This is a genomic window from Pseudomonas sp. GNP012, assembly GCF_054343835.1.
This window is the reverse complement of the sequence record NZ_JBTGUU010000001.1, coordinates 2117010-2137825: the sequence shown is the minus strand read 5'-3', so window position 1 is coordinate 2137825 and position 20816 is coordinate 2117010. Positions and strand designations below refer to the sequence as shown.

The window sequence follows — 20816 nt, the reverse complement described above, 5'->3', positions numbered from 1 at the left end:
GGCGTTTGGGGCATTTTCCCCATCCTCCCCCTGCTGTGGGGGGGGGAGTGTCCGATCCTGAAACAACCTCCCTGCCTGAAACTACCCGTTTCAACACCCCTCATCGTTTGCCCACAGGATGTGTTAAGACATTGTTACAACAGCGCTAGAACCCTTGTTCCAGAGGGATTGGTCGGCAATTACGGGCTGCCTGCGCAGGGATTCGTCTCACCCTTGGTACACCCTCGACATAGGGTTCCCGAACCAAGTCTGTAAACCATTGAATCAACTCGATATTCAAAAGGCGGCACAGCTTTCGCTCTATTCCTCACACAGCTGACCGGGGCCAGCTTACAAATGAAGGAATGAATGTCGTGGAGATATTCAAAAAAAAAGGCTTGATGTGCCTCCTGCTGATCGCGAGCGCTGCGGGCACTGTTCTCAGTTTAAACGTTCAAGCCGAAGGCAACGGTGTCATCGTGCTTGACCGTACCGTTCACCCAACGCTCATCGGTCGCAGCGGCGGCAGGGATCCGAACCCGGCCACCATCAGCGCCAACCCTTCTGCCCGCGTCACCGGCGAACTCAGCGACGCCGACATCGCCGGGGTAACCACCGGAACGGCCCCTCATAACAGCTTCGGGCAAAACCCGGGCGGCATGCACGGCCTGAATGTCATCACCAACCCCAACGGTTTGCCCGGCATGTCAGTCGGCCACGGTGGTGGCAGCGGTGCCGCCATTTCCGGAACCATCAACCGCGCCATGAGCAGCGGCCTCAGCCCACTGAGCAGAATCACGGGGGGGCAATGAGATGGATCGTTCCCTTCTTTTAACTGCCCTTTTACCTGCCCGGATACCTGCCCTGTTACTTGCCCTGCTCGGCGGCACCAGCGTGATGGCCGATTCGGGCGTCAGTTCGGTGAACAACGCCACCCTTCTGGATTCCGGTACCCAATACCGAGGCAACTTCAGCGTCAACCAGGCGGCGGGTGATCAACAGCAGCAGGCCAACGTCCGCGCGATCGCCATTGGCACCGAAACCGGGGCGACCACCAGCGTCAGGCAGAGCATCACCACGCCGGCCAATCCGTCGATGGATGCGACGGCCAATATCGGTGGCACCTCTTTCAGTAATGGCAACGGCGTACTGGGCGTCAACCAGAGTGCCGGGGCGAACAACCAGATGGCCAACGCCCTGCGCATCAGCATCGGCGCTGCACCGCAAGCCATCGACGATAGTGTTCTTTCTCAACAGAACGTGGCGTTGCTACCGAGCTCGGGAGCAACTGGCACCCCAATCGGCAGTCGCCAGGTCGTGACAAGCGACCAAGCCTTCACCGGCAGCCGGGGCGTGATCCAGGTGAACCAGAGTGCCGGGGTGGGGAATCGAATGGCTAACACCCTGAGTATCCGGGTCTCTGACTGACCCCGATACAGTGCGAATGGGGAAGTATCAACACTTGACCAACTAATGAGCACGGAGAATCACCATGAACCCGACAACTGCTCTCAAACCACTGGCTTTCGCCCTGGCAGCAGTGATGGCATTCGCAGCCCAGGCAGCCGGTGTTGATGATCCCGAAGGCAATGGACAAGGCAGCAACCAACAGCCTAATGGCCCGTCGCTGGAACAGATTCTGCAGATTACCGCAGGCGCCGGGGCCGCCGTGCTGGACTCGCAGGAAAGCAGTGACAGCGGAGTAGTGAACCGGGGCACCCAAAACGACGCTAAAATCGATAACTCCCTGAACAACTCCAACGGCAACATGGGCGCCAACGTTGCAGCCGGTAACGGCAACCAGCAAGACAACGCCGCCGCCCTTGCCACGGCTGACGAAGCCTTCATCTTCGGCAGCGCGGTCGCCGTCTCCAGCGCGACTCAGAGGAACACCGGCAACACCGCCAGGAACCGCTCCAACACCAACAACACAACGCTCAATAACGCGGGCAACAGCGGTTCCGGCAACATCGGCATCAACGTGACCACCGGCGACTTCAACCAACAGAAAAACAACCTGGCAATTGCCGTTTCCGGCGGCCGTGTAGCGGTAGCTGCGGCGGCGGCGAACCAAAGCACGTCCGGGCTGAACGTCACCAACAACGCCAGGACTGAATTCGTACCCGTGGGTGTACTCGGTCTGTCCGGCATAACCACTCAACAAGTGATGACGCCAGAAGGCTGGAGACCTCCTGTAACCAACAATGCTTCGATCACGAGCTCGATGAACAACTTCTCCGGCAACGGCGGAGCCAACGTATCGTCCGGCGTCGGCAACCAGCAAAGCAACTCGCTGTCCATCGCCGCAGGCTGTAAATCATGCCCATAATCGCGACCGCCATGAAAGCCCCGGCGACGGCGCTTTTCCTTGGTTTGAAGGCGTATCGTCCATGCGTAAGACGGCCCTTTTCGTTCTGCTGTGCCTGTCTGGCCTGACCCAGGCTGCACAGATGCCGGTTGCCGCCCTGCCGGGCGGCGTGCTGGTGTACAAGCACGTACAAAGTTTGCGTGAGCGCAAGTTCAGCGACATCGTCGAACAGAAAACCGATTTCAGCTGCGGCGCCGCCGCGCTGGCAACGATCCTGCGCCAGGCCTATTGGCTCGACGTCGATGAGGAGTACATCATCAAAGGCATGCTGGACTTCGCCGACCAGGATCTGGTCCGTACCCAGGGTTTTTCCATGCTGGACATGAAGCGCTACATAGAAAGCATCGGCATGCGCGCCCGGGGTTACAAGATCCCGCCTGAACGACTCGATGCCGTGACGATTCCGGTGGTAGTACTGATGGAAACTCGTGGCTACAAGCACTTCGTGGTGTTGCAGCGGGCGGACAAGAACTGGGTCTACATCGGCGACCCGGTGCTCGGTCACAAACGCTACTCCCATGATGACTTTGTCAAAGGCTGGAATGGCATTGTCTTCGCTATCATCGGTCCCGGTTACGACAAGACCAATGCGTTACGCAGTCCACCGGAACCGCTGACTGCCAAGAACAAGATGGATAATTTCAACCCGGTCAAAGATGCTGAATTGATGGAATTTGGTTTCATACAGAGCGACTTCTTCTAATCGCCAATAAGATGACAGGGGGCAGGATGCTCCGGGAGCAGCAAATGAAAACCTCGTATTGGGTGGTCACTGCCTGTCTGGCAGCGACCACTTCAGGTTTTGCTGATGAGTTCAGACCCATCGAAATCAAGGACCAGGAACTGGCCGAGTTGCGTGGCCGGTATGTGATGCCGGGGCGGATCATCAGCTTCGGTGTTGTCATGAGCAGTACCTGGCGCAACGCCAGTGGTGATCTGATCGGGGCAACCACCTCGATGCGTCTTCAAGCCGCAACGGTCAAGCCCGAGTTCTACGTATCAACCATCAAACACAGCGGTAAAGGCGGTTCGCCCAACTCGGGCACCGGTCGTGTAACGGGTGGCGCCGGACTGAGCACCTCTCAGGGCATTACCCAGGTCACACGGGCTGCAGGCGATGGCAACCGCTCAAACAACAAGATCGCCATCAACGTCAAAGAGGCCAGTACGGCCCCTGCGCCGGTGCCTAGCCGGGGCCAGGCGCTGATAGCCGGTCAAACCATCACCGGCAGCAATGCTGCAGGGAGTGTCGCCGTGTCCGCGACCGGCGGCGGTGTTCAGCTGGCCATTACCGCCAACAACAACCAGGGCTCAAGCCTGCAACAAGTCGCCCAGGGCGGATTACTGCAAGACACCCGGTTGCTGGGCAGCAGCAATGTGGTCAACAACATGACCCGACTCAACGTCGTGCTCGACAATAAAAGCCCGAGTGCTGGTGCATTGGGCTACAACCTGAACCAACTCACTGCATTACGGACCTTGGGGTATTGAGCTACGCTAAGTCACGACCATTGGGCACAAATGGACGGCTTTTTCATGTACCGATCGGTATCACTGCGTGCAGCTATATGCTTGTGCTCTCTACTCCCGGTGGCGATGGTGCAGGCAGCACCTGACCCGGAACTGGAGGCTCTCAAACGAGAGCTTCTGGAGTTGAAACAACGATACGAAGTCCAGCAAAAAGCTCTGGCGGTTCTCGAACAACGGGTCCGCCAGGTCGAAGAACAGCCCGCTGCCCCCCCTCCCAAACGCCTGGCCAAGTCACCAGCAGACCTGAAGGGCAATCCAAACGTCGCCACCGGCACCGGTGCCGCGGCGGCTTCAGGGGGGGCCGCCGGAGGCAGCGGCAGTTCGTATGGACAATCGCTGGCCGAAGACTCACAACCGGCGCAAAGCGTTTCAAACCTGTATGACGAGGCCAGCGGGTTCTTCGGCGGTGGCAAGTTCAGCGTCGAAACCGGGATAACCTACTCCAGGTACGATACCCGCCAACTGGTCCTCAACGGTTTTCTCGCCCTGGACTCGATCTTTCTCGGTGCCATCAACCTGGACCGGATCAAGGCTGACACCTGGACGCTGGACCTCACCGGCCGCTACAACTTCAACAATCGCTGGCAGTTCGACCTGAACGTGCCGGTGGTCTACCGCCAGTCCACGTACCAGTCCGGTGGCGGCAATAGCGGTGCCGCCAACGTCACGACCGAAGACACCGTCAAGGAAGACCCGGCCATTGGTGACGTCAACTTCGGTATCGCCTACAAATTCCTCGACGAGTCGGCCAACACGCCGGATGCCGTGTTGACCTTGCGCGTCAAGGCTCCCACCGGCAAAGACCCGTTCGGCATCAAGCTGGTTCGGGTGGACGCCAATTCCAACCTGGCCGTGCCTGAGTCCTTGCCTACCGGTAACGGCGTCTGGTCGATTACGCCGGGGATCTCTCTGGTCAAGACCTTCGATCCGGCAGTGCTGTTCGGCAGCCTGTCGTACACGCACAACCTGGAAGAATCCTTCGACGACATCAGCTCCAACCCGGCGCTCAAGACGCCGGGCAAAGTACGCATTGGTGACAGTTTCCAGATTGGCGCCGGTATTGCGTTCGCCTTGAACGAAAAGATGAGCATGTCGTTCTCGGTCTCCGACCTGGTGCAACGCAAAAGCCAGCTCAAGGAAGATGGCGGGGATTGGCAGTCGGTGGTGTCCAGCGATGCCAACGCCGGTTACTTCAACATCGGCATGACCATTGCGGCCACCGACCGCCTGACCATCGTACCCAACCTGTCCATTGGCATGACGGACGACGCCCCGGACTTCCAGTTCAGCCTGAAATTCCCTTACTACTTCTGACCAGGCTCTTCACGCAATCCAGGAAAACTGTAGGAGCCAGCTTGCTGGCGATGGACTCGAATGCGCCGCGTTCATCCAGATCAAACGCGTTATCGTTAACGACCATCGCAGGCAAGCCAGCTCCCACAGGGGGCCATGCCCACGTTGAAACTGCAGGAGCCAGCCTGCTGGCGATGGACTCGAATGCGCCGCGTTCATCCAGGTCACACGCGTAATCGTTAACGACCATCGCAGGCAAGCCAGCTCCCACAGGGGGCCATGCCCACGTTGAAACTGCAGGAGCCAGCCTGCTGGCGATGGACTCGAATGCGCCGCGTTCATCCAGATCAAACGCGTTATCGTTAACGACCATCGCAGGCAAGCCAGCTCCCACAAAAGACCCTGCCCACGCTGATACTGTAGGAGCCAGCCTGCTGGCGATGGACTCCAGTGCGCCGCGTTCATCCAGGTCACACGCGTAATCGTTAACGACCATCGCAGGCAAGCCAGCTCCCACAAAAGACCCTGCCCACGCTGATACTGTAGGAGCCAGCCTGCTGGCGATGGACTCCAGTGCGCCGCGTTCATCCAGGTCACACGCGTAATCGTTAACGACCATCGCAGGCAAGCCAGCTCCCACAGGGGGCCATGCCCACGTTGAAACTGCAGGAGCCAGCCTGCTGGCGATGGACTCAAGCGCGCCGCGCCAGCAACTTCCACTGCAGCGGTCTTTTTGTTTGAAGCAGGAGTTCAACGAATCTGATGCTTGTGCAACAACCGGTAGAAAGTCGGGCGCGACACGCCCAATACTTTGGCGGCGACACTCAGGTTATCGCTGTGACGGTTCAATACATCGCACAACGCCTGGCGTTCGGCCCGGGTCTTGTATTCTTCGAGGGTGCCCATCGGCGCGGCAATTGCGTGTTGACTGATCAACCCCAGGTCGCGGGCCTCGATCTGCCGGCCTTCGGCCAATACCAGTCCGCGACGAACGCGATTGGCCAGTTCACGCACATTGCCTGGCCAGTCGTGTTTGCCCATGGCAATCAAGGCGTCTTCGCTGAAACTGCGGGGGCGACGTCCGGTTTCACGGCTGTAGAAATGGGAAAAGTGATTGGCCAGCATCGCTAAGTCGCCATGGCGCTCGCGCAGCGGAACGGTCAGCACTTGCAGTACGTTCAGGCGGTAATACAAGTCTTCGCGAAAGCGTTTCTTCGCGATAGCGGCTTCAAGGTCGACATTCGTCGCCGCCAGCACCCGCACATCGACCGGAATCGGCTGACTGCCACCCACCCGCTCGATGTGCTTTTCCTGGAGGAACCGCAGCAGATTGGCCTGCAACTCCAGTGGCAGGTCACCGATCTCGTCGAGAAACAGAGTGCCACCGTTAGCGGCTTCTATTCGTCCGACCTTGCGTTGATGTGCGCCGGTAAAAGCGCCTTTCTCATGACCGAACAACTCTGACTGAATCAAGTGTTCGGGAATCGCACCACAATTGATCGCGATGAAGGGTTTGCTGTGACGCTGGGACAGGCGATGCAGGGTTCGTGCGACCAATTCCTTGCCAGTGCCGCTTTCACCGCGAATCAATACCGGAGATTCGGTCGGGGCCAGTTTACTCAACAGTTTTCGCAGTTCACGCACAGGTTTACTGTCGCCGAGCAATTCGTGCTCGGACTGGTCAACATGCACCGTACCCTGCCCACGCAACCGCACCATGCCAAATGCCCGGCCCAGCGTTACCTGAACCCTGGACACATCGAATGGCAAGGTATGAAAGTCAAAAAACCATTCACAGACAAAGTCGCCGACATTTTTCAGTCGCAGCACTTCCTGGTTGAGTACGGCTATCCACTCTGCGCCACTGCGGCTGATCAACTCCTTGACCGGCTCCGGGTGCTCAAGGTGATACGGCTGCAGGCGTATCAAGCCCACGTCACAGGTTCGCTCAGCGGCGTGCTCCAGCGTGCAGCTGTCAACCTCCCAACCGATTTCGCGCAGTCCAGGGAGCAGACGATAGCAATCGTCACAGGGGTCCACCACTAATAGACGTCGTGAAGCTGGCACATCGCTCATGACTGTTCCTTGGCGCCAAATTTTAGAAAATTTATTAAAAACAATCATTTGGCGGACCTGACTGTAACGTTAGCAAGAACTTGACAGCCCCTTGTACCGTTTGACTATAGGACTGCAATAAATGCAGTTATAAGAAGCGCGCCTTTGATAGTTACCTAACGACTCTTTCCTTTCATTCAGCTTTCAATGCCGGACTCATTCTTGAGCCTATGAAATAAAGTCGAAATTTCTTTTGATTGTGTGTGACCCGGACCCCGGTTGCGGGCATCAGTACAAGTAACCAGCCGAACGGTAAGCCCAACCGACGGCACATCACTTGATTGGGCATACAGAGAGAAGATCCTATGAACGCCCCGCTCCGTATCAACGAAGCACTTCTGATTGCCGACCGCGCATTCAAACCATTCAAATGCGTGGCCTGGGCTCCACAAGACGGTAATGGCGAACTCAGCCTGACCGTTATCGATCGCACCAGCACCAGCATTGGCCGCAAGCAGATCCCAAGCAGTGCTTATTCCGATCCCGCACAACTCGAACAGCTGCTGGAACAGGCTCGCGCCGAATTGAGCGAGGAAGGTTACACACTGCAGTCGTGGTCGATGCCGCACTGATCGTTTTGCGGATTACTCCGGGGTAATCCGCGCCCTCCCCCCCGCCTTTAGTTGGGCTGATGGTTCTCGCCCATACGCACTCATTGCCCCGTTAGTTTGAACTTTTGTGTGCCTGATACTTTGCAGGCTTGCCATTGGTTCGAAAAGACACTGTTGTGGCACACAGCGACTCTCCGTCTGTTAGTTCATACCGTTGTGCATCTCCCCATTCAGGGATTGAATGTTCTCCTTATAAAGTCGCCACCCAAACTTCTGGATAAGGACGACTCGCAAGGAGATGCGGTTCATGCCAATCCAGTCCGCCATTGCCCGCCCCGCCGTCCGGAACACTGCCGGCGCTCTCGATACGACGTTTGCAGGCAACGGTAAAACCCAGGTGTATTTCGCCGACAGCCTTTGCAGCATGGCCAACGACGTCGCAATCGATGCCCGAGGCCGTGTGCTGGTGGCGGCAAAGGTCGCCATGGCCGAGGGCAGCCGCTTTGGCCTGGCCCGCTTGCTGGAGGATGGTTCGGCAGACCTTGCGTTCGGCAGGCAAGGCAGCGTCATCGGGCAATTCGAACCCGGATTCGAAGCCATGGGCGCCAGGGTACTGGTCATGCCCGACGGCAATATCCTGTTGGCCGGCCTGCAATACGATAACGCACACCGCACGCTCCCGGGTCTGGCACTGTTCGATCAAGAGGGGCGCCTGGTTCGAAGCTTTGGCGATAATGGCCGCCGCGTCGTGCGATTGCCTGGTGGTCTGTCACTCGGTATGCGCGATATCTGGCTGCCTCCCGGCGTGCCGGGCGCTGAAGCCTGCGATGTGGGCGTACAGCGAGACGGCCGGATCCTGATCCTGGCCAACCATCACTTCGAACAGGCCGATCACGTGGGCCTGTTGATACGACTGGATGTCGAAGGCTCGCTGGACTGCTCGTTCAATGGCCGTGGCTTTGTGGTGGTCCGGCACCTGCTGATGAATACCTGGCTCAGCAGCCTGACGGTACAAGGTGACGGCCGGGTTATGGTGGGTGGGTCGATCAACTTTCCTGAAGAAGGCTTGCTGGCGCGCTACCACGCCGACGGCCGCCTCGACGACAGTTTTGCCGTGGATGGATTCCTGACGTTCAAGGCGCGTGGGCATGGCGCCCGGGTCAGTCAGGTGGTCCAGCAAATCAACGGCGACGTCTTGTGTTTTGGCAGCAGTCGCGAACCGATGCACTGCCTGACATTCAAGATGCACAGCAACGGCCGCCCCGACAACCACTGCAACGGCGGCCAGCCGCAGCGTCTGGTAATTGGCCACAACGGCTGCCAGTGGAATACCGCGCAGTTACTGCCCGATGGCGGTGTGCTGACGGCGGGCGCAACCATCGGCGGCATCGAAGCAGACTTCATTGTCGGGCGATACCTGCCCAGCGGCCTTCCCGATCGCCGTTTCGGCAAAGGCAGCGGCTATACGCGAACTCGCCTGGGCCCGAGCCTGGATACCGCCACCTGTGTCGCGGCGCAGGCCGACGGAAACATCGTCGTCGGCGGCTATTCACTGCATGGAAACTACAAGGCGGTCATCGTTCGCTATCACGGGTAGGCACATGCATTTTTCCTGCGCTTGATCTTCTCACTCGCTTGCGGCAACTTGCGCGCTTCTTAAAACAAGGAGCAGCCGATGTCCGGTTCAATGGCCCAGGCGTTCGCGCACAACTTTCTCGGGCATTCGCCCCGTTGGTACAAGGCCTGCATCGTCGGCTTTCTGATTCTCAATGCCCTGGTAATGTGGACCGCTGGCCCGGTGGCGGCCGGCTGGCTGCTGGTGCTGGAGTTCATCTTCACCCTGGCCATGGCGCTCAAGTGTTATCCGCTGATGCCCGGCGGCCTGTTGTTGATCGAAGCCCTGCTGCTGAAGATGACCACGCCCCAGGCGCTGTATGACGAGTTGCTGCACAACTTCCCGGTGATCCTGCTGCTGATGTTCATGGTGGCCGGTATCTACTTCATGAAGGACTTGCTGCTGTATCTGTTCTCGCGCCTGCTGTTGGGGGTTCGTTCAAAGGCCGCGCTGGCCCTGATGTTCTGCTTTTTGTCGGCCTTCCTTTCGGCGTTCCTCGATGCCTTGACCGTGACCGCCGTGATCATCAGTGCCGCCGTAGGCTTTTACTCGGTGTATCACCGCGTCGCCTCGGGTAACGACCCACGCCAGGACAGCGAGTACAGCGACGACAAACATCTGCCGACCCTGCATCAGGGCGATCTCGAACAGTTCCGCGCTTTTTTGCGCAGCCTGCTGATGCACGGTGCCGTAGGCACCGCACTGGGCGGTGTGTGTACGCTGGTCGGCGAGCCGCAGAACCTGCTGATCGGCCATGAAATGGGTTGGCATTTCTACGAATTCTTCACCAAGGTTGCACCGGTATCCCTGCCGGTACTGGTTGCAGGCCTGGTGACATGCGTCCTGCTGGAAAAGCTGCGCTGGTTCGGATACGGCACGCTGCTGCCGGATAACGTCCGTGCAGTGCTGGCCAACTACGCCGCCGAAGACAATGCCGAGCGCACCGCCCGCCAACGTGCCGCGCTTGTGGTACAAGGCGCTGCCGCATTGATTCTGATCGCCGGGCTGGCGTTTCACATCGCCGAAGTGGGCTTGATCGGCTTGATGGTGATCGTGTTGATCACCGCGTTTACCGGCATCACCGACGAACACCGCCTCGGCACCGCGTTCAAGGACGCCATGCCGTTTACCGCCTTGTTGGTGGTGTTTTTCGCCGTGGTCGCGGTGATTCACGACCAGCAATTGTTCTCGCCGTTGATCCAATGGGTACTCGCACTGCCGGCGGACCAACAACCGGGCATGCTGTTCATTGCCAACGGCCTGCTGTCAGCCATCAGTGACAATGTGTTCGTCGCGACTATTTACATCACCGAAGTGAAGCGCGCATTCATGGCGGGTGAGATGACCCGCGAACATTTCGAGACACTGGCCATTGCGATCAACACCGGCACCAACCTGCCGAGCGTGGCGACGCCCAACGGCCAGGCAGCGTTCCTGTTCTTGCTGACCTCGGCGATTGCACCGCTGGTGCGTCTGTCTTACGGGCGGATGGTCTGGATGGCGTTGCCGTACACCGTGGTCATGGGCTTGCTCGGGTGGTATGCGGTGAGCTACTGGCTGTAATCCCCCGCCCCTGTGGGAGCGATCTTGCTCGCGATGGCGTCGGCACATTCACATCCAAGTGTCTGACAGACCGCTTTCGCGAGCAAGCTCGCTCCCACATTACCCGAGTCGGTGCCAGACGCGACCGTCACGGGTGAGCAATTCTTCGCCGGCCTTCGGGCCGTTTTCCCCGGCGGCATAGCTCTGCACGCTGGCGTCCTGCTGCCAGGCATCGAGGAACGGCTGTACGGCGCGCCAGCCGTTTTCGATGTTGTCGGCGCGCTGGAACAACGTCTGATCGCCGGTCAGGCAATCGTAGATCAGGGTTTCGTAGCCCGTGGACGGCTGCATCTCGAAGAAATCCTTGTAGGCAAACCCCAGTTCGATGTTGTCCATTTTCAGGGCCTGACCGGGACGTTTGGCCAACAGGTCGAACCACATGCCTTCGTTCGGCTGGATCTGAATGCGCAAATATGTCGGCTGCAGCTCATCGACCTCGGTGTCGCGAAACTGCGCATAGGGCGCAGGCTTGAAACAGATGACGATCTCGGTGTCACGCACGCTCATGCGTTTGCCGGTGCGCAGGTAGAACGGCACCCCGACCCAGCGCCAGTTATCGATCATGACCTTGAGGGCCACATAGGTTTCGGTATTGCTGTCGGGCGCGACCTTGTCTTCCTGGCGATAGCCCGGCAGCACCTTGCCGTCGATTTCACCCGCGGCGTACTGGCCGCGCACCGAGTTGGCGCGGGCCTCCTCGACTGTCCAGGGCCTGATCGCGCCGACGACCTTGGCCTTCTCGCCGCGCACCGCATCGGCGCCGAACGCGGCGGGCGGCTCCATCGCCACCATCGCCAGCAACTGGAACAGGTGATTGGGCACCATGTCCCGCAGCGCGCCCGTGTGCTCATAAAAACTGCCACGGGTTTCCACGCCGACGGTTTCAGCGGCGGTGATCTGCACGTGGTCGATGTAGTGATTGTTCCAGAACGCTTCGAACAGACTGTTGGAGAACCGGCTGACCAGAATGTTCTGTACGGTCTCTTTGCCCAGATAGTGATCGATCCGGTAGATCTGCTTTTCCGTCATCACCTTGAGCAGGCAGGCATTCAAGGCCTCGGCCGTTTGCAGGTCGGAGCCGAAGGGTTTTTCGATCACCACCCTTCTGAAGGCCTCGGGGGTTTCTTCCAGCAAGCCGGCGGCACCGAGTCGGCGCGCCACCTCACTGAAGAAACGCGGCGCGGTGGCCAGGTAGAACACCGCATTGCCGGTTCCGCTGTCGGCGATTTTCGCCGCCAGCGCTTGATAAGTGCTGTCGTCCAGGAAATCGCCCTGGACGTAGCTGATGCCTTTGGCAAGTCTGGACCAGACCGCTGGATCAAGGGTGTGATCGCCCTTGCCAGCCATCTCGTTGCGAATGAAGTCTTCGAGCTTTTGCGCAAAACCTTCATCGCTGATGGCGTTGTGGTCAACGCCAATGATCCGCAGTCCATCCCCGAGCAGCCCGTTGCGCTTGAGGTTATACAGCGCCGGCACCAACAGACGCTTGACCAGGTCGCCATGGGCGCCAAACAGAAACAGCGTCGTCGCGGGTGCAGGCTCAGCCTTGGATTTCCTGCGGATCACGTGGGTCATTTTTTCGAGGTCTCCACATGGCCGCCGAAGCCGAAGCGCTGGGCCGAGAGAATCTTGTCGCCAAAGGTGCCCTGGCCGCGCGAGCGATAGCGGGAAAACAGCGAGTTCGACAGCACCGGCACCGGCACCGCTTGCTCCATCGCCGCTTCGATGGTCCAGCGACCTTCACCGCTGTCGGCCACCGACCCGGAGAAACCGTCGAGCTTCGGATCACTGGCCAGGGCGTCGGCCGTCAGGTCGAGCAACCATGAGGACACCACGCTGCCACGACGCCAGACTTCGGCGATGTCGGCGACGTTCAGATCGAAACGCTGGTCGGCTGGCAAGCTCTCGCTGTTTTTGGTTTGCAGAATGTCGAAGCCTTCGGCGAAGGCCTGCATCATTCCGTATTCGATGCCGTTGTGGATCATCTTCACGAAATGCCCGGCGCCAGCTGGACCTGCGTGAATGTAGCCACGCTCGGCACGATCGTCGTCGGACTTGCGGTCCTTGGTACGCGGGATGTCGCCCATGCCCGGGGCCAGGGTTGCGAACAGCGGGTCGAGACGCGTAACGGTCGCGGCATCGCCGCCGATCATCATGCAGTAGCCACGCTCCAGGCCCCAGACGCCGCCGGATGTACCGACGTCGATGTAATGCAGGCCTTTTTCCGACAGGGTCCTGGCCCGACGGATATCGTCCTTATAGAAGGTGTTGCCGCCGTCGATGATGGTGTCGCCAGCTTCGAGCAAGGTGCTCAGGGTGTCGATGGTCTCTTCGGTCGGCGCGCCTGCCGGCAGCATGACCCACACCGCACGCGGCCTGGCCAGGCCAGCGACCAGCGCAGGAAGATCCGTGACGCCGGTGGAACCCTCAGCGGACAGGGCTTCGACAAAGGCGGTATTGCGGTCGTAAACAACGGTGGTGTGCCCGTTGAGCATCAGGCGCCGCGCAATATTGCCGCCCATGCGGCCCAGTCCAATAATCCCGAGTTGCATGTGCTGATGCTCCCTACTACAAATAAAAAGTGTGTCAAAGGTTATAGCCCAACGCGACTCATGAGGTTAGTCCAGAGCGTTGGCGTGAAGTTTCCGGGCATTGTGCCCGATCCTGATGGATAACGTCGGGAATCAAGCCGAAGACACAACGACAATGAAAAATAAAAAAGTTCCCTTCCGGAGCAAAAGAAATCAAAATCGGCGCCGATAGTAGATCAGCCGTTGATTTCGACGCGGCTCTACAGTTGAGACACGCCATTTGCGAGGTGAGCAATGGGCACAGTACATACCGCACTGCCAGCACAAACCCTTTACGTCACTATCCGTCGCGATGAATTGCGTCAGTTGAAGGACGAACGCGATCAATTGAAACAGGAACTGGCGCAGTTGCGACTGCTGCTGCAAACGGGTCAGACGCAGCCCCTGGCTGCGGTGCAACGCGCCCCACTCGCCTGATTCCCCCGTCTCAAGCGGGAGCAGTCTGCACTGCTTCCGCACCGGCTCATGCCCTGCCATCTGCGGCAACTCACGAAATTTTCACAATTACCCCACGATAATTACTCGTTTCAGGCCGCCCGGTTCCGCGCGGCCCTCGTTCGTCGTCCGCGATTTCCAAGTCCCGGCGGTGGTAGTGAATTCTCGGCTGGAGCGCTGAATGTCTTTGTTCGAACGCAGCAAAACGACTGCGGCAGGTTTTGATTGGGCCGGATTCGTCTGGCTGTTTGTATTCTTCTGGTACTTTTCCGGCATTACCCAACTGTTGATCCAGCTGACGGGCACCTCCGGGTTTTCCGGATTCCGCCAGGCCTTCGTCATGAGCGCGATCTGGCTGGCACCGATGCTGCTGTTCCCCAAACAGACCCGTGTCATGGCCGCCGTGATCGGCATCGTGCTGTGGGCGTGTTCCATGGCGAGCCTGGGCTACTTCTTCATTTATCAGCAGGAATTTTCCCAGAGCGTCATCTTCATCATGTTCGAGTCGAACGTGGCTGAAGCCGGCGAGTACATGACCCAGTACTTTGCCTGGTGGATGATCCCGGCGTTCCTGGCCCACACAGCATTTGCCTATTTCCTGTGGACTCGCCTGCGCCCGGTGTACCTGCCCCGTGGCAAGGCCATCGTGGCGGCGCTGGGCATTGTCGTGGCAGTGGTCGGTTATCCGCTGATCAAGCAAACCTTGCGCACCGGCAGTTTCGCCGAAGGCTTCGACAAGTTCGAAACCCGCATCGAGCCGGCGGTGCCATGGCAGATGGCCGTGGCCTATCACCGTTACCTGGAAACCCTGGCCGGCATGCAGGACATGCTCAACAGCGCCAGCAGGATTGCGCCGCTGCACAACCTCAAGGACGCCATGGCCAACACGCCTGCGACCCTGGTGCTGGTGATCGGCGAGTCCACCAACCGTCAGCGCATGAGCCTGTACGGTTACCCGCGGCAAACCACGCCGGAACTGGACAAGCTCAAGGATCAACTGGACGTTTTCGACAACGTCATCACCCCGCGCCCCTACACCATTGAAGCGCTGCAACAGGTCCTGACCTTCGCCGACGAAGAAAACCCGGACCTGTACCTGTCGACGCCATCGCTGGTCAGCATGATGAAACAGGCCGGTTACAAAACCTTCTGGATCACCAACCAGCAGACCATGACCAAGCGCAACACCATGCTCACGACCTTCTCCGAACAGGCCGACGAGCAGGTGTACCTGAACAACAACCGCAACCAGAACGCCGCGCAGTACGACGGCGACGTGATCGAGCCGTTCAACAAGGCCCTGGCCGACGCGGCGCCGCGCAAACTCATCGTCGTGCATCTGCTCGGCACGCACATGAGCTACCAGTACCGCTACCCGTCGACCTTCGACAAGTTCCAGGACCGCAATGGCGTACCGGCCGGCGTACGTGACGATCAGGTGCCGACGTACAACAGCTATGACAATGCCGTGCTGTACAACGATTTCGTGGTCTCCAGCCTGATCAAGGACTACGCCAAAACCGATCCGAACGGCTTCCTGCTGTACCTCTCCGACCATGGTGAAGACGTGTTCGATTCCGCGGGTCACAACACCCTGGGGCGTAACGAGAACAAGCCCACGGCACCGATGTACACCATTCCGTTCATGGCCTGGGCTTCGCCGAAGTGGCGGGCAAGCCATGACTGGAACCTCGCCGGCAATCTGTCGCGTCCTTACAGCAGCTCGCACCTGATCCACACCTGGGCCGATCTGGCAGGCCTGAGCTTCGACGAACTCGATCGCAGCAAGAGTGTGGTCAGCGACAGTTTCAAGGCCCGGCCATTGATGATCGGCAACCCCTATGAGCGTGAGCAGCGCGCGTTGATCGACTTCAGCCTGATGAAGGCGAAAACGTCACCCGCGGTCGTTCAGCAGTAATCCTTTCAGGGGCCGCTTGCGGCCCCTTTTTCATGGGGCGGCCAGCGGTGAAGTTAATTCCCATTTAAGCGAATCGGCGGATAATGCCATTTCGACACTGCTTCATTGATTCATGGACGAAAGGCATCCGACAACTTTAGTGGGAGGCATACCATGAAACGCACCGCCGTGATCCTCGCCGGCCTGATGGCGCTGGGTTCGACCAGCGCATTCGCCGAAGGTGGAGCCGAACGCATGCGCTATTACTTCGAAAGTCTGCGACTGGCCCAGCAAGAAGCCCTCGGCCATCCGATCCAGAGCACCGAACTACGGGTGCCTGACGATCAAACCGCACAAATGACTGAAACCTACAGACCGAAATGATCCTCTGACTGCGGCTCTACAGTCGCAGAAGACCGTTTGGGCGTCCTGATGGACGCCCTTTTTTGGGCTCTACACACATTTCCGGGACACTGACACTGTAGGAGCCAGCCTGCTGGCGATGGACTCAAGCGCGCCGCGTTCATCCAGTTCACCCGCGTCATCGTTAACGACCATCGCTGGCAGGCCAGCTCCTACAGGGGACCGCGTTTATCCGGTTCACACGCGCTATCGTTCACGACCATCGCTGGCAAGCCAGCTCCTACAGGGGAGCATGCCCAAAAAACGTTCTGTCGATTTAGAGGCTCTTGGTCCAGAACAGCATGCGTCCATGGGCCGGGTCGAACATGCCGGCGGCGAAACCGGCTTTTTCATACGAGCCCTGCGCCACGGCATTGCCTTCCAGCACTTCCAGGGTGAGCTTGCAGCAGCCACGCTGACGAGCGATGTCCTCGACCTTTTGCAGCATCTTCTGGCTCAAGCCCAGGCCGCGAAATTTTTTCACCACCGACACGTCGTGCACATTGACCAACGGCCGGCAGGCAAAGGTCGAGAAGCCCTCGAAGCAATTGACCAGCCCGGCCGGCTCGCCCCCGACAAAGGCCAGCACACTGAAAGCGTGGGGACGCCTGGCAAGCTCTGCCGGGAGTTGCTCCAGTACATGGGCCGGCAACGGCTGGCCGCCCCCCATCGGGTCCTCGGCGTAGTGGTTCAACACCAGACAAATAGCCTCGGCATGCACCGGATTGGTGTAACTGGCCTGAAGCACAAGAATTTCTGCGGAGTCCATTTCCATCCTCGATCACACATGAAGTAGCCCCCAGCCTGTATTTCACGCTGAAGTACCGGCGGACCATAGCGCGAGCACCCGGGTATCTACAATCACCACCGCGCAATTCTTTGGCGTTCAAACGCCCCAGATCAACGCTTCCGTCCACCCCAGCTCGGCAAAATCCTCGGCCCGCAAGTGCGACTCGCCGGCGCAGAAAAACTCGTCGAGTTGCGGTGGCTTGACCGAGGTGCCGCTGAGCATGGCGTGAACCTGACCACGATGATGGATCTGGTGTTCGAACAAATGGGACAGCAGGCGCAAACGGCTGTCGTGTTGCGGCGTGTCGCGGGCGATGGTCACTATTTTGCCAAGGCTGGCGTCGCGCAGCTGTTCGCAGTAAGCGATCAATCGGCGGTCGACATGGGCCTGTTCACGAACAAGGTCCGACGCGATGAGGCAGGGTTCGTCTTCCTTGAAAAACACCCGGCAATCGGGATGCGGATCGTCACCGCGCATTTCGCGCTCCAGCGCATCCACATAAAACCAGTCGCAGGTGAGAATGTGGTTGAGGGTCGCGCGGATACTGGGGAAGAAGCTGACCCGGGCGGCGATCAACTCCTGCGGACTCAACTGCCTCCAGGCCTTGGCCAATCGGTGGTTGGCCCAGGCATTCTGATAAGCCATGGTCAGCAGGTGGTGCGACAGGGGCTGATTCATGTGTGCTGCTCCCGATCAGACTTCGGCAAACCGTTGCAACTGCATTTCCTGCAATCGACTGAGGGTGCGGCGGAACGGGAATTCCAGATAACCCTCGGTATAAAGCGCTGCCATCGGCACTTGGGCCTCAACGTACAGCGGCACCTTGCGGTCGTAGCACTCGTCCACCAGCGCGATGAAACGTCTTACGCCGTCGTCATGCACCGACAATTGCGGCAGCTCGCGGTCCCCCGCTTCCACCCGCTCGACACCGTCCTCGGTACCGCGGGCGATGCGCCCGGCACGTTTTTGCGCGCTGAGGTTAGGTACGTCCCCCAACAGAATAGCGTCGAAGGTATCGCACAGGGCGATGAAATCCATGGCCGCGAAGGGTTGCTCGCACAGCGCGGCGTAACGGGTCCAGAGCACGGTCGGGCTGGCCTTGACCACTTCCAGCGAGCGGTAACCGACCGGGACCGGCTCGCACGATTCCGACTGGCCGTCGCTCAACGCCTGGAACACCTCACCCAGCGCACCGGGCTTGCCTGGTTCAGCCACCCAATAGCGCTGCGAAACGGCCCCCGGATGCAGGCGATGGTCTTCTGCGCCATTCACCGCGATCACCTGCATGTGTTGCTTGATCGCGGCGATGGCGGGCATGAAACGGTCACGATTGAAACCGTCGGCGTACAACTGGTCCGGCGGCAGGTTGGAGGTGCAGACCACCACTACGCCCTGCTCGAACATCACCTGGAACAGGCGCCCGAGAATGATCGCGTCGCCGATGTCATTGACGAACAACTCGTCGAAACACAGCACGCGCACGGCTTCGGACAACTCACGGGCCAACGCCTTGAGCGGGTCGGCGGTGCCGGTCAGTTGAAACGAACGCTGGTGCACCCAGCCCATGAAGTGGTGAAAGTGCTGGCGCCGCGCCGGTACTCGCAGGCTTTGGTAGAACTGGTCCATCAACCAGGTTTTACCCCGCCCCACCGGCCCCCACAGGTACACGCCGCAAACGGGAGAGCGGCCTTCATGCAGCGCTTCGTGGCATTTTTGCAGCGCCCACACGGCATGCTCCTGGGCCTCGTCCTGGACGAAGCCCTTTTGCTCGATCGCGTGCTGCCAGGCACTTAAGGGGGATTCGAAAGTCATGGGCGGCAGTATGCCATTGCGCAGTGATGACGTGACCGGCGATCGGCGGTTTTGTGCAGGGAAGAAATGCACCTTGACGATTTAAATTATCACCATCATATTTAATGCATGTCATGCATCATTTATAAACCCTGTCGTCATCCCTCTGGAGTTATCCCATGCATTACAAAGTTTTCGGTCGTAAAACCGGCTTGCGAGTGTCCGAACTGGCCCTGGGCGCCGGCAATTTCGGTACCGGCTGGGGCCATGGTGCCGAGCGTGACGAAGCCAGACGCATTTTTGATGGCTACCTGGAAGCCGGCGGCAACTTCATCGATACCGCCAATGGTTATCAGGGCGGGCAGTCCGAGGCCATGCTCAGCGAATTCATCCAAGCGGAACGGGATAGCCTGATCATCGCCACCAAATACACCCTGGGGACTACACCGGCGGCCGGTATTTCCCACACCGGCAACAGCCGCAAGAACATGGTGCGCGCCGTCGAAGAGAGCCTGAAACGACTGAAGACCGATCACATCGACCTGTTCTGGGCCCACATGAGCGACGGCGTCACCCCCATGGAAGAGATCCTGCGCGGCTTCGACGACCTGGTCAGTGCCGGCAAGATCCACTATGCCGGGCTGTCGAACTTTCCCGCGTGGCGCATCGCTCGCGCCGACCTGCTGGCCGAAGTCCGTGGTTTTGCGCCGATCGCTGCGATCCAGGTCGAGTACAGCCTCGCCGAACGCACCGCCGAGCGCGAACAACTGCCGATGGCCGAAGCCCTTGGCCTGGCCGCGACGCTATGGTCGCCGCTGGGTGGTGGCTTCCTCACCGGTAAATATCGCAACAGCGAAGGCGACAACCGCGCTAACAAGCTCGGCGTGCTGATTCATGCTGAAAAAAGCGACCGCGAAACCGCCCTGCTCGACACCTTGATCGACGTCGCCGCAGAACTCGACGCCAGCCCGACCCATGTGGCGATTGCCTGGTTGCGGGAAAAGGCCAAACGCTCAACCACGGCGCTGATTCCGATCCTCGGGTCGCGGACTCGTGAACAGTTGGATGCCACGTTGGGGGCGCTGGATGTGCAGTTGAGCACTGATCAACTGGCGCGGCTGGACGGTGTCAGTGACGTAGCCAAAGGCGTTCCGCACGAATCCATTGCCGGTTCGTTCGCGCGGTTCAGTGGTGGTCAGGTGCTCGACTTGCCAATCGTGCCAGTCGCCTGACACCCATCAAACCTGTGGGAGCGAGCCTGCTCGCGATGAGGCCCTGTCAGCCAACAGAGATGTTGAATGCAAGACCGCCATCGCGAGCAGGCTCAATACTCGCAGACATTCATCATGGGTCTGACTCAGTTTGGTACCGTACTTATCTTCATAAGTTGGCGCAATACGACTGAACGCATGCACAAAATCTGGATTTCCACTCCCTTTTTCCGTCAGAAAAAACGCAAGCCATTATTGATCTTCCACATATCGATAGTTACTCATTATGGACTTTAGTAGTGAAAACCCACCCCACACAAATAAAAATTAAATAAGCAGCCACCAAGCAAATAACACCCACCCCCAACTAGCGCACTGACTCAAAAATGAATTTCCCATTTGAGCTACTCTTATATAGCCTGGCGCGATCTAGGGAAACTCTGAAAGACCCACTCTTTTGAAAAATATCTGTCTGGAGCCCCCCGTATTTCCAGAACTTATGTTTTTGATCTCGGGCTTTTTTCCAGAACACTCCTACAGATCATTCCTAAAAGTTGGCTTCCCACCCAGATTTTTGGGCCATCGCAGCATTTTGTTACTCTCTTATCATTTGATTTGCAATCTAAATATTCAATCATAAATCCAA

At 58.8% G+C, this 20816-nt stretch carries 19 protein-coding genes; 13 read left to right on the top strand and 6 right to left on the bottom strand.

The window, feature by feature from the left end; translation table 11 throughout:
* The first annotated feature begins 353 nt into the window (after positions 1-353).
* The 6 genes from fapA to fapF all read left to right on the top strand — a co-directional run bounded on the left by fapA (position 354) and on the right by fapF (position 5191).
* Complete coding sequence (fapA, locus tag ACXX83_RS09585) at positions 354-791, top strand: functional amyloid chaperone FapA (protein ID WP_496197741.1); 438 nt, start codon at positions 354-356, stop codon at positions 789-791.
* 1 nt (position 792) lies between these two features.
* Positions 793-1407 (top strand): fibril amyloid subunit FapB, encoded by a 615-nt coding sequence (gene fapB, locus ACXX83_RS09580; RefSeq protein ID WP_458548246.1) that lies wholly within the window; start codon positions 793-795, stop codon positions 1405-1407.
* 64 nt (positions 1408-1471) lie between these two features.
* The gene (gene fapC, locus ACXX83_RS09575; RefSeq protein WP_458548245.1) at positions 1472-2308 is read left to right on the top strand and encodes an amyloid-like fimbrin subunit FapC; all 837 of its coding nucleotides are present in this window, start codon (positions 1472-1474) and stop codon (positions 2306-2308) included.
* A 61-nt stretch (positions 2309-2369) separates the two neighbouring features.
* On the top strand, positions 2370-3050 hold the full coding sequence (fapD, locus tag ACXX83_RS09570; RefSeq protein WP_217838312.1) for a fibril amyloid maturation endopeptidase FapD: 681 nt from the start codon (positions 2370-2372) through the stop codon (positions 3048-3050).
* A gap of 26 nt (positions 3051-3076) precedes the next feature.
* Positions 3077-3838, top strand: coding sequence for a fibril amyloid subunit FapE (gene fapE / locus ACXX83_RS09565; protein ID WP_217838311.1), 762 nt, complete (start codon positions 3077-3079; stop codon positions 3836-3838).
* A 45-nt stretch (positions 3839-3883) separates the two neighbouring features.
* Positions 3884-5191 (top strand): fibril amyloid transporter FapF, encoded by a 1308-nt coding sequence (gene fapF, locus ACXX83_RS09560; protein ID WP_458548243.1) that lies wholly within the window; start codon positions 3884-3886, stop codon positions 5189-5191.
* Positions 5192-5920: 729 nt separating this feature from the next.
* On the opposite strand, the gene ACXX83_RS09555 is transcribed toward fapF, so the two are convergent.
* Positions 5921-7246 carry a sigma-54 dependent transcriptional regulator gene (locus ACXX83_RS09555; protein WP_217838309.1) on the bottom strand — a complete coding sequence of 442 codons (1326 nt, stop codon included), beginning with the start codon at positions 7244-7246 and terminating at the stop codon, positions 5921-5923.
* 344 nt (positions 7247-7590) lie between these two features.
* Between ACXX83_RS09555 and ACXX83_RS09550 the strand changes: the two genes are divergently transcribed.
* The 3 genes from ACXX83_RS09550 (at position 7591) to nhaB (ending at position 11014) form a co-directional block, all read left to right on the top strand.
* On the top strand, positions 7591-7857 hold the full coding sequence (locus tag ACXX83_RS09550) for a hypothetical protein (RefSeq protein ID WP_217838308.1): 267 nt from the start codon (positions 7591-7593) through the stop codon (positions 7855-7857).
* A 286-nt stretch (positions 7858-8143) separates the two neighbouring features.
* A complete protein-coding gene (locus ACXX83_RS09545) occupies positions 8144-9433 on the top strand; it encodes an NHL repeat-containing protein (RefSeq protein ID WP_458548241.1) in 1290 nt (429 codons plus the stop codon).
* Positions 9434-9511: 78 nt separating this feature from the next.
* On the top strand, positions 9512-11014 hold the full coding sequence (gene nhaB / locus ACXX83_RS09540; RefSeq protein WP_458548240.1) for a sodium/proton antiporter NhaB: 1503 nt from the start codon (positions 9512-9514) through the stop codon (positions 11012-11014).
* Between the two features lie 99 nt (positions 11015-11113).
* Here the strand turns inward: nhaB and zwf are convergent, their stop codons facing one another.
* The gene (zwf, locus tag ACXX83_RS09535) at positions 11114-12628 is read right to left on the bottom strand and encodes a glucose-6-phosphate dehydrogenase (RefSeq protein ID WP_102673777.1); all 1515 of its coding nucleotides are present in this window, start codon (positions 12626-12628) and stop codon (positions 11114-11116) included.
* Positions 12625-13605, bottom strand: a complete 981-nt coding sequence (gene gnd / locus ACXX83_RS09530) for a phosphogluconate dehydrogenase (NAD(+)-dependent, decarboxylating) (protein ID WP_217838305.1) — start codon at positions 13603-13605, stop codon at positions 12625-12627. Before gnd ends, zwf begins: the two co-directional genes overlap by 4 nt.
* A 273-nt stretch (positions 13606-13878) precedes the next feature.
* Between gnd and ACXX83_RS09525 the strand changes: the two genes are divergently transcribed.
* The 3 genes from ACXX83_RS09525 to ACXX83_RS09515 all read left to right on the top strand — a co-directional run bounded on the left by ACXX83_RS09525 (position 13879) and on the right by ACXX83_RS09515 (position 16360).
* Positions 13879-14061 carry a DUF6026 family protein gene (locus tag ACXX83_RS09525; protein ID WP_007970071.1) on the top strand — a complete coding sequence of 61 codons (183 nt, stop codon included), beginning with the start codon at positions 13879-13881 and terminating at the stop codon, positions 14059-14061.
* 199 nt (positions 14062-14260) lie between these two features.
* On the top strand, positions 14261-15997 hold the full coding sequence (locus ACXX83_RS09520; RefSeq protein ID WP_458548238.1) for a phosphoethanolamine transferase CptA: 1737 nt from the start codon (positions 14261-14263) through the stop codon (positions 15995-15997).
* A 153-nt stretch (positions 15998-16150) separates the two neighbouring features.
* Positions 16151-16360, top strand: a complete 210-nt coding sequence (locus ACXX83_RS09515; protein WP_015094988.1) for a hypothetical protein — start codon at positions 16151-16153, stop codon at positions 16358-16360.
* Positions 16361-16655: 295 nt separating this feature from the next.
* On the opposite strand, the gene ACXX83_RS09510 is transcribed toward ACXX83_RS09515, so the two are convergent.
* The 3 genes from ACXX83_RS09510 to zapE form a co-directional block, all read right to left on the bottom strand.
* On the bottom strand, positions 16656-17147 hold the full coding sequence (locus ACXX83_RS09510) for a GNAT family N-acetyltransferase (protein ID WP_015094987.1): 492 nt from the start codon (positions 17145-17147) through the stop codon (positions 16656-16658).
* Between the two features lie 117 nt (positions 17148-17264).
* Entirely contained in the window at positions 17265-17846 is a 582-nt protein-coding gene (locus tag ACXX83_RS09505; RefSeq protein ID WP_458548237.1) for a DinB family protein, read from the bottom strand.
* A 15-nt stretch (positions 17847-17861) separates the two neighbouring features.
* Entirely contained in the window at positions 17862-18980 is a 1119-nt protein-coding gene (zapE, locus tag ACXX83_RS09500; protein WP_458548235.1) for a cell division protein ZapE, read from the bottom strand.
* Between the two features lie 158 nt (positions 18981-19138).
* On the opposite strand from zapE, the gene ACXX83_RS09495 reads away from it, so the two are divergent.
* Entirely contained in the window at positions 19139-20191 is a 1053-nt protein-coding gene (locus tag ACXX83_RS09495; protein WP_458548234.1) for an aldo/keto reductase, read from the top strand.
* Positions 20192-20816 lie beyond the last annotated feature (625 nt).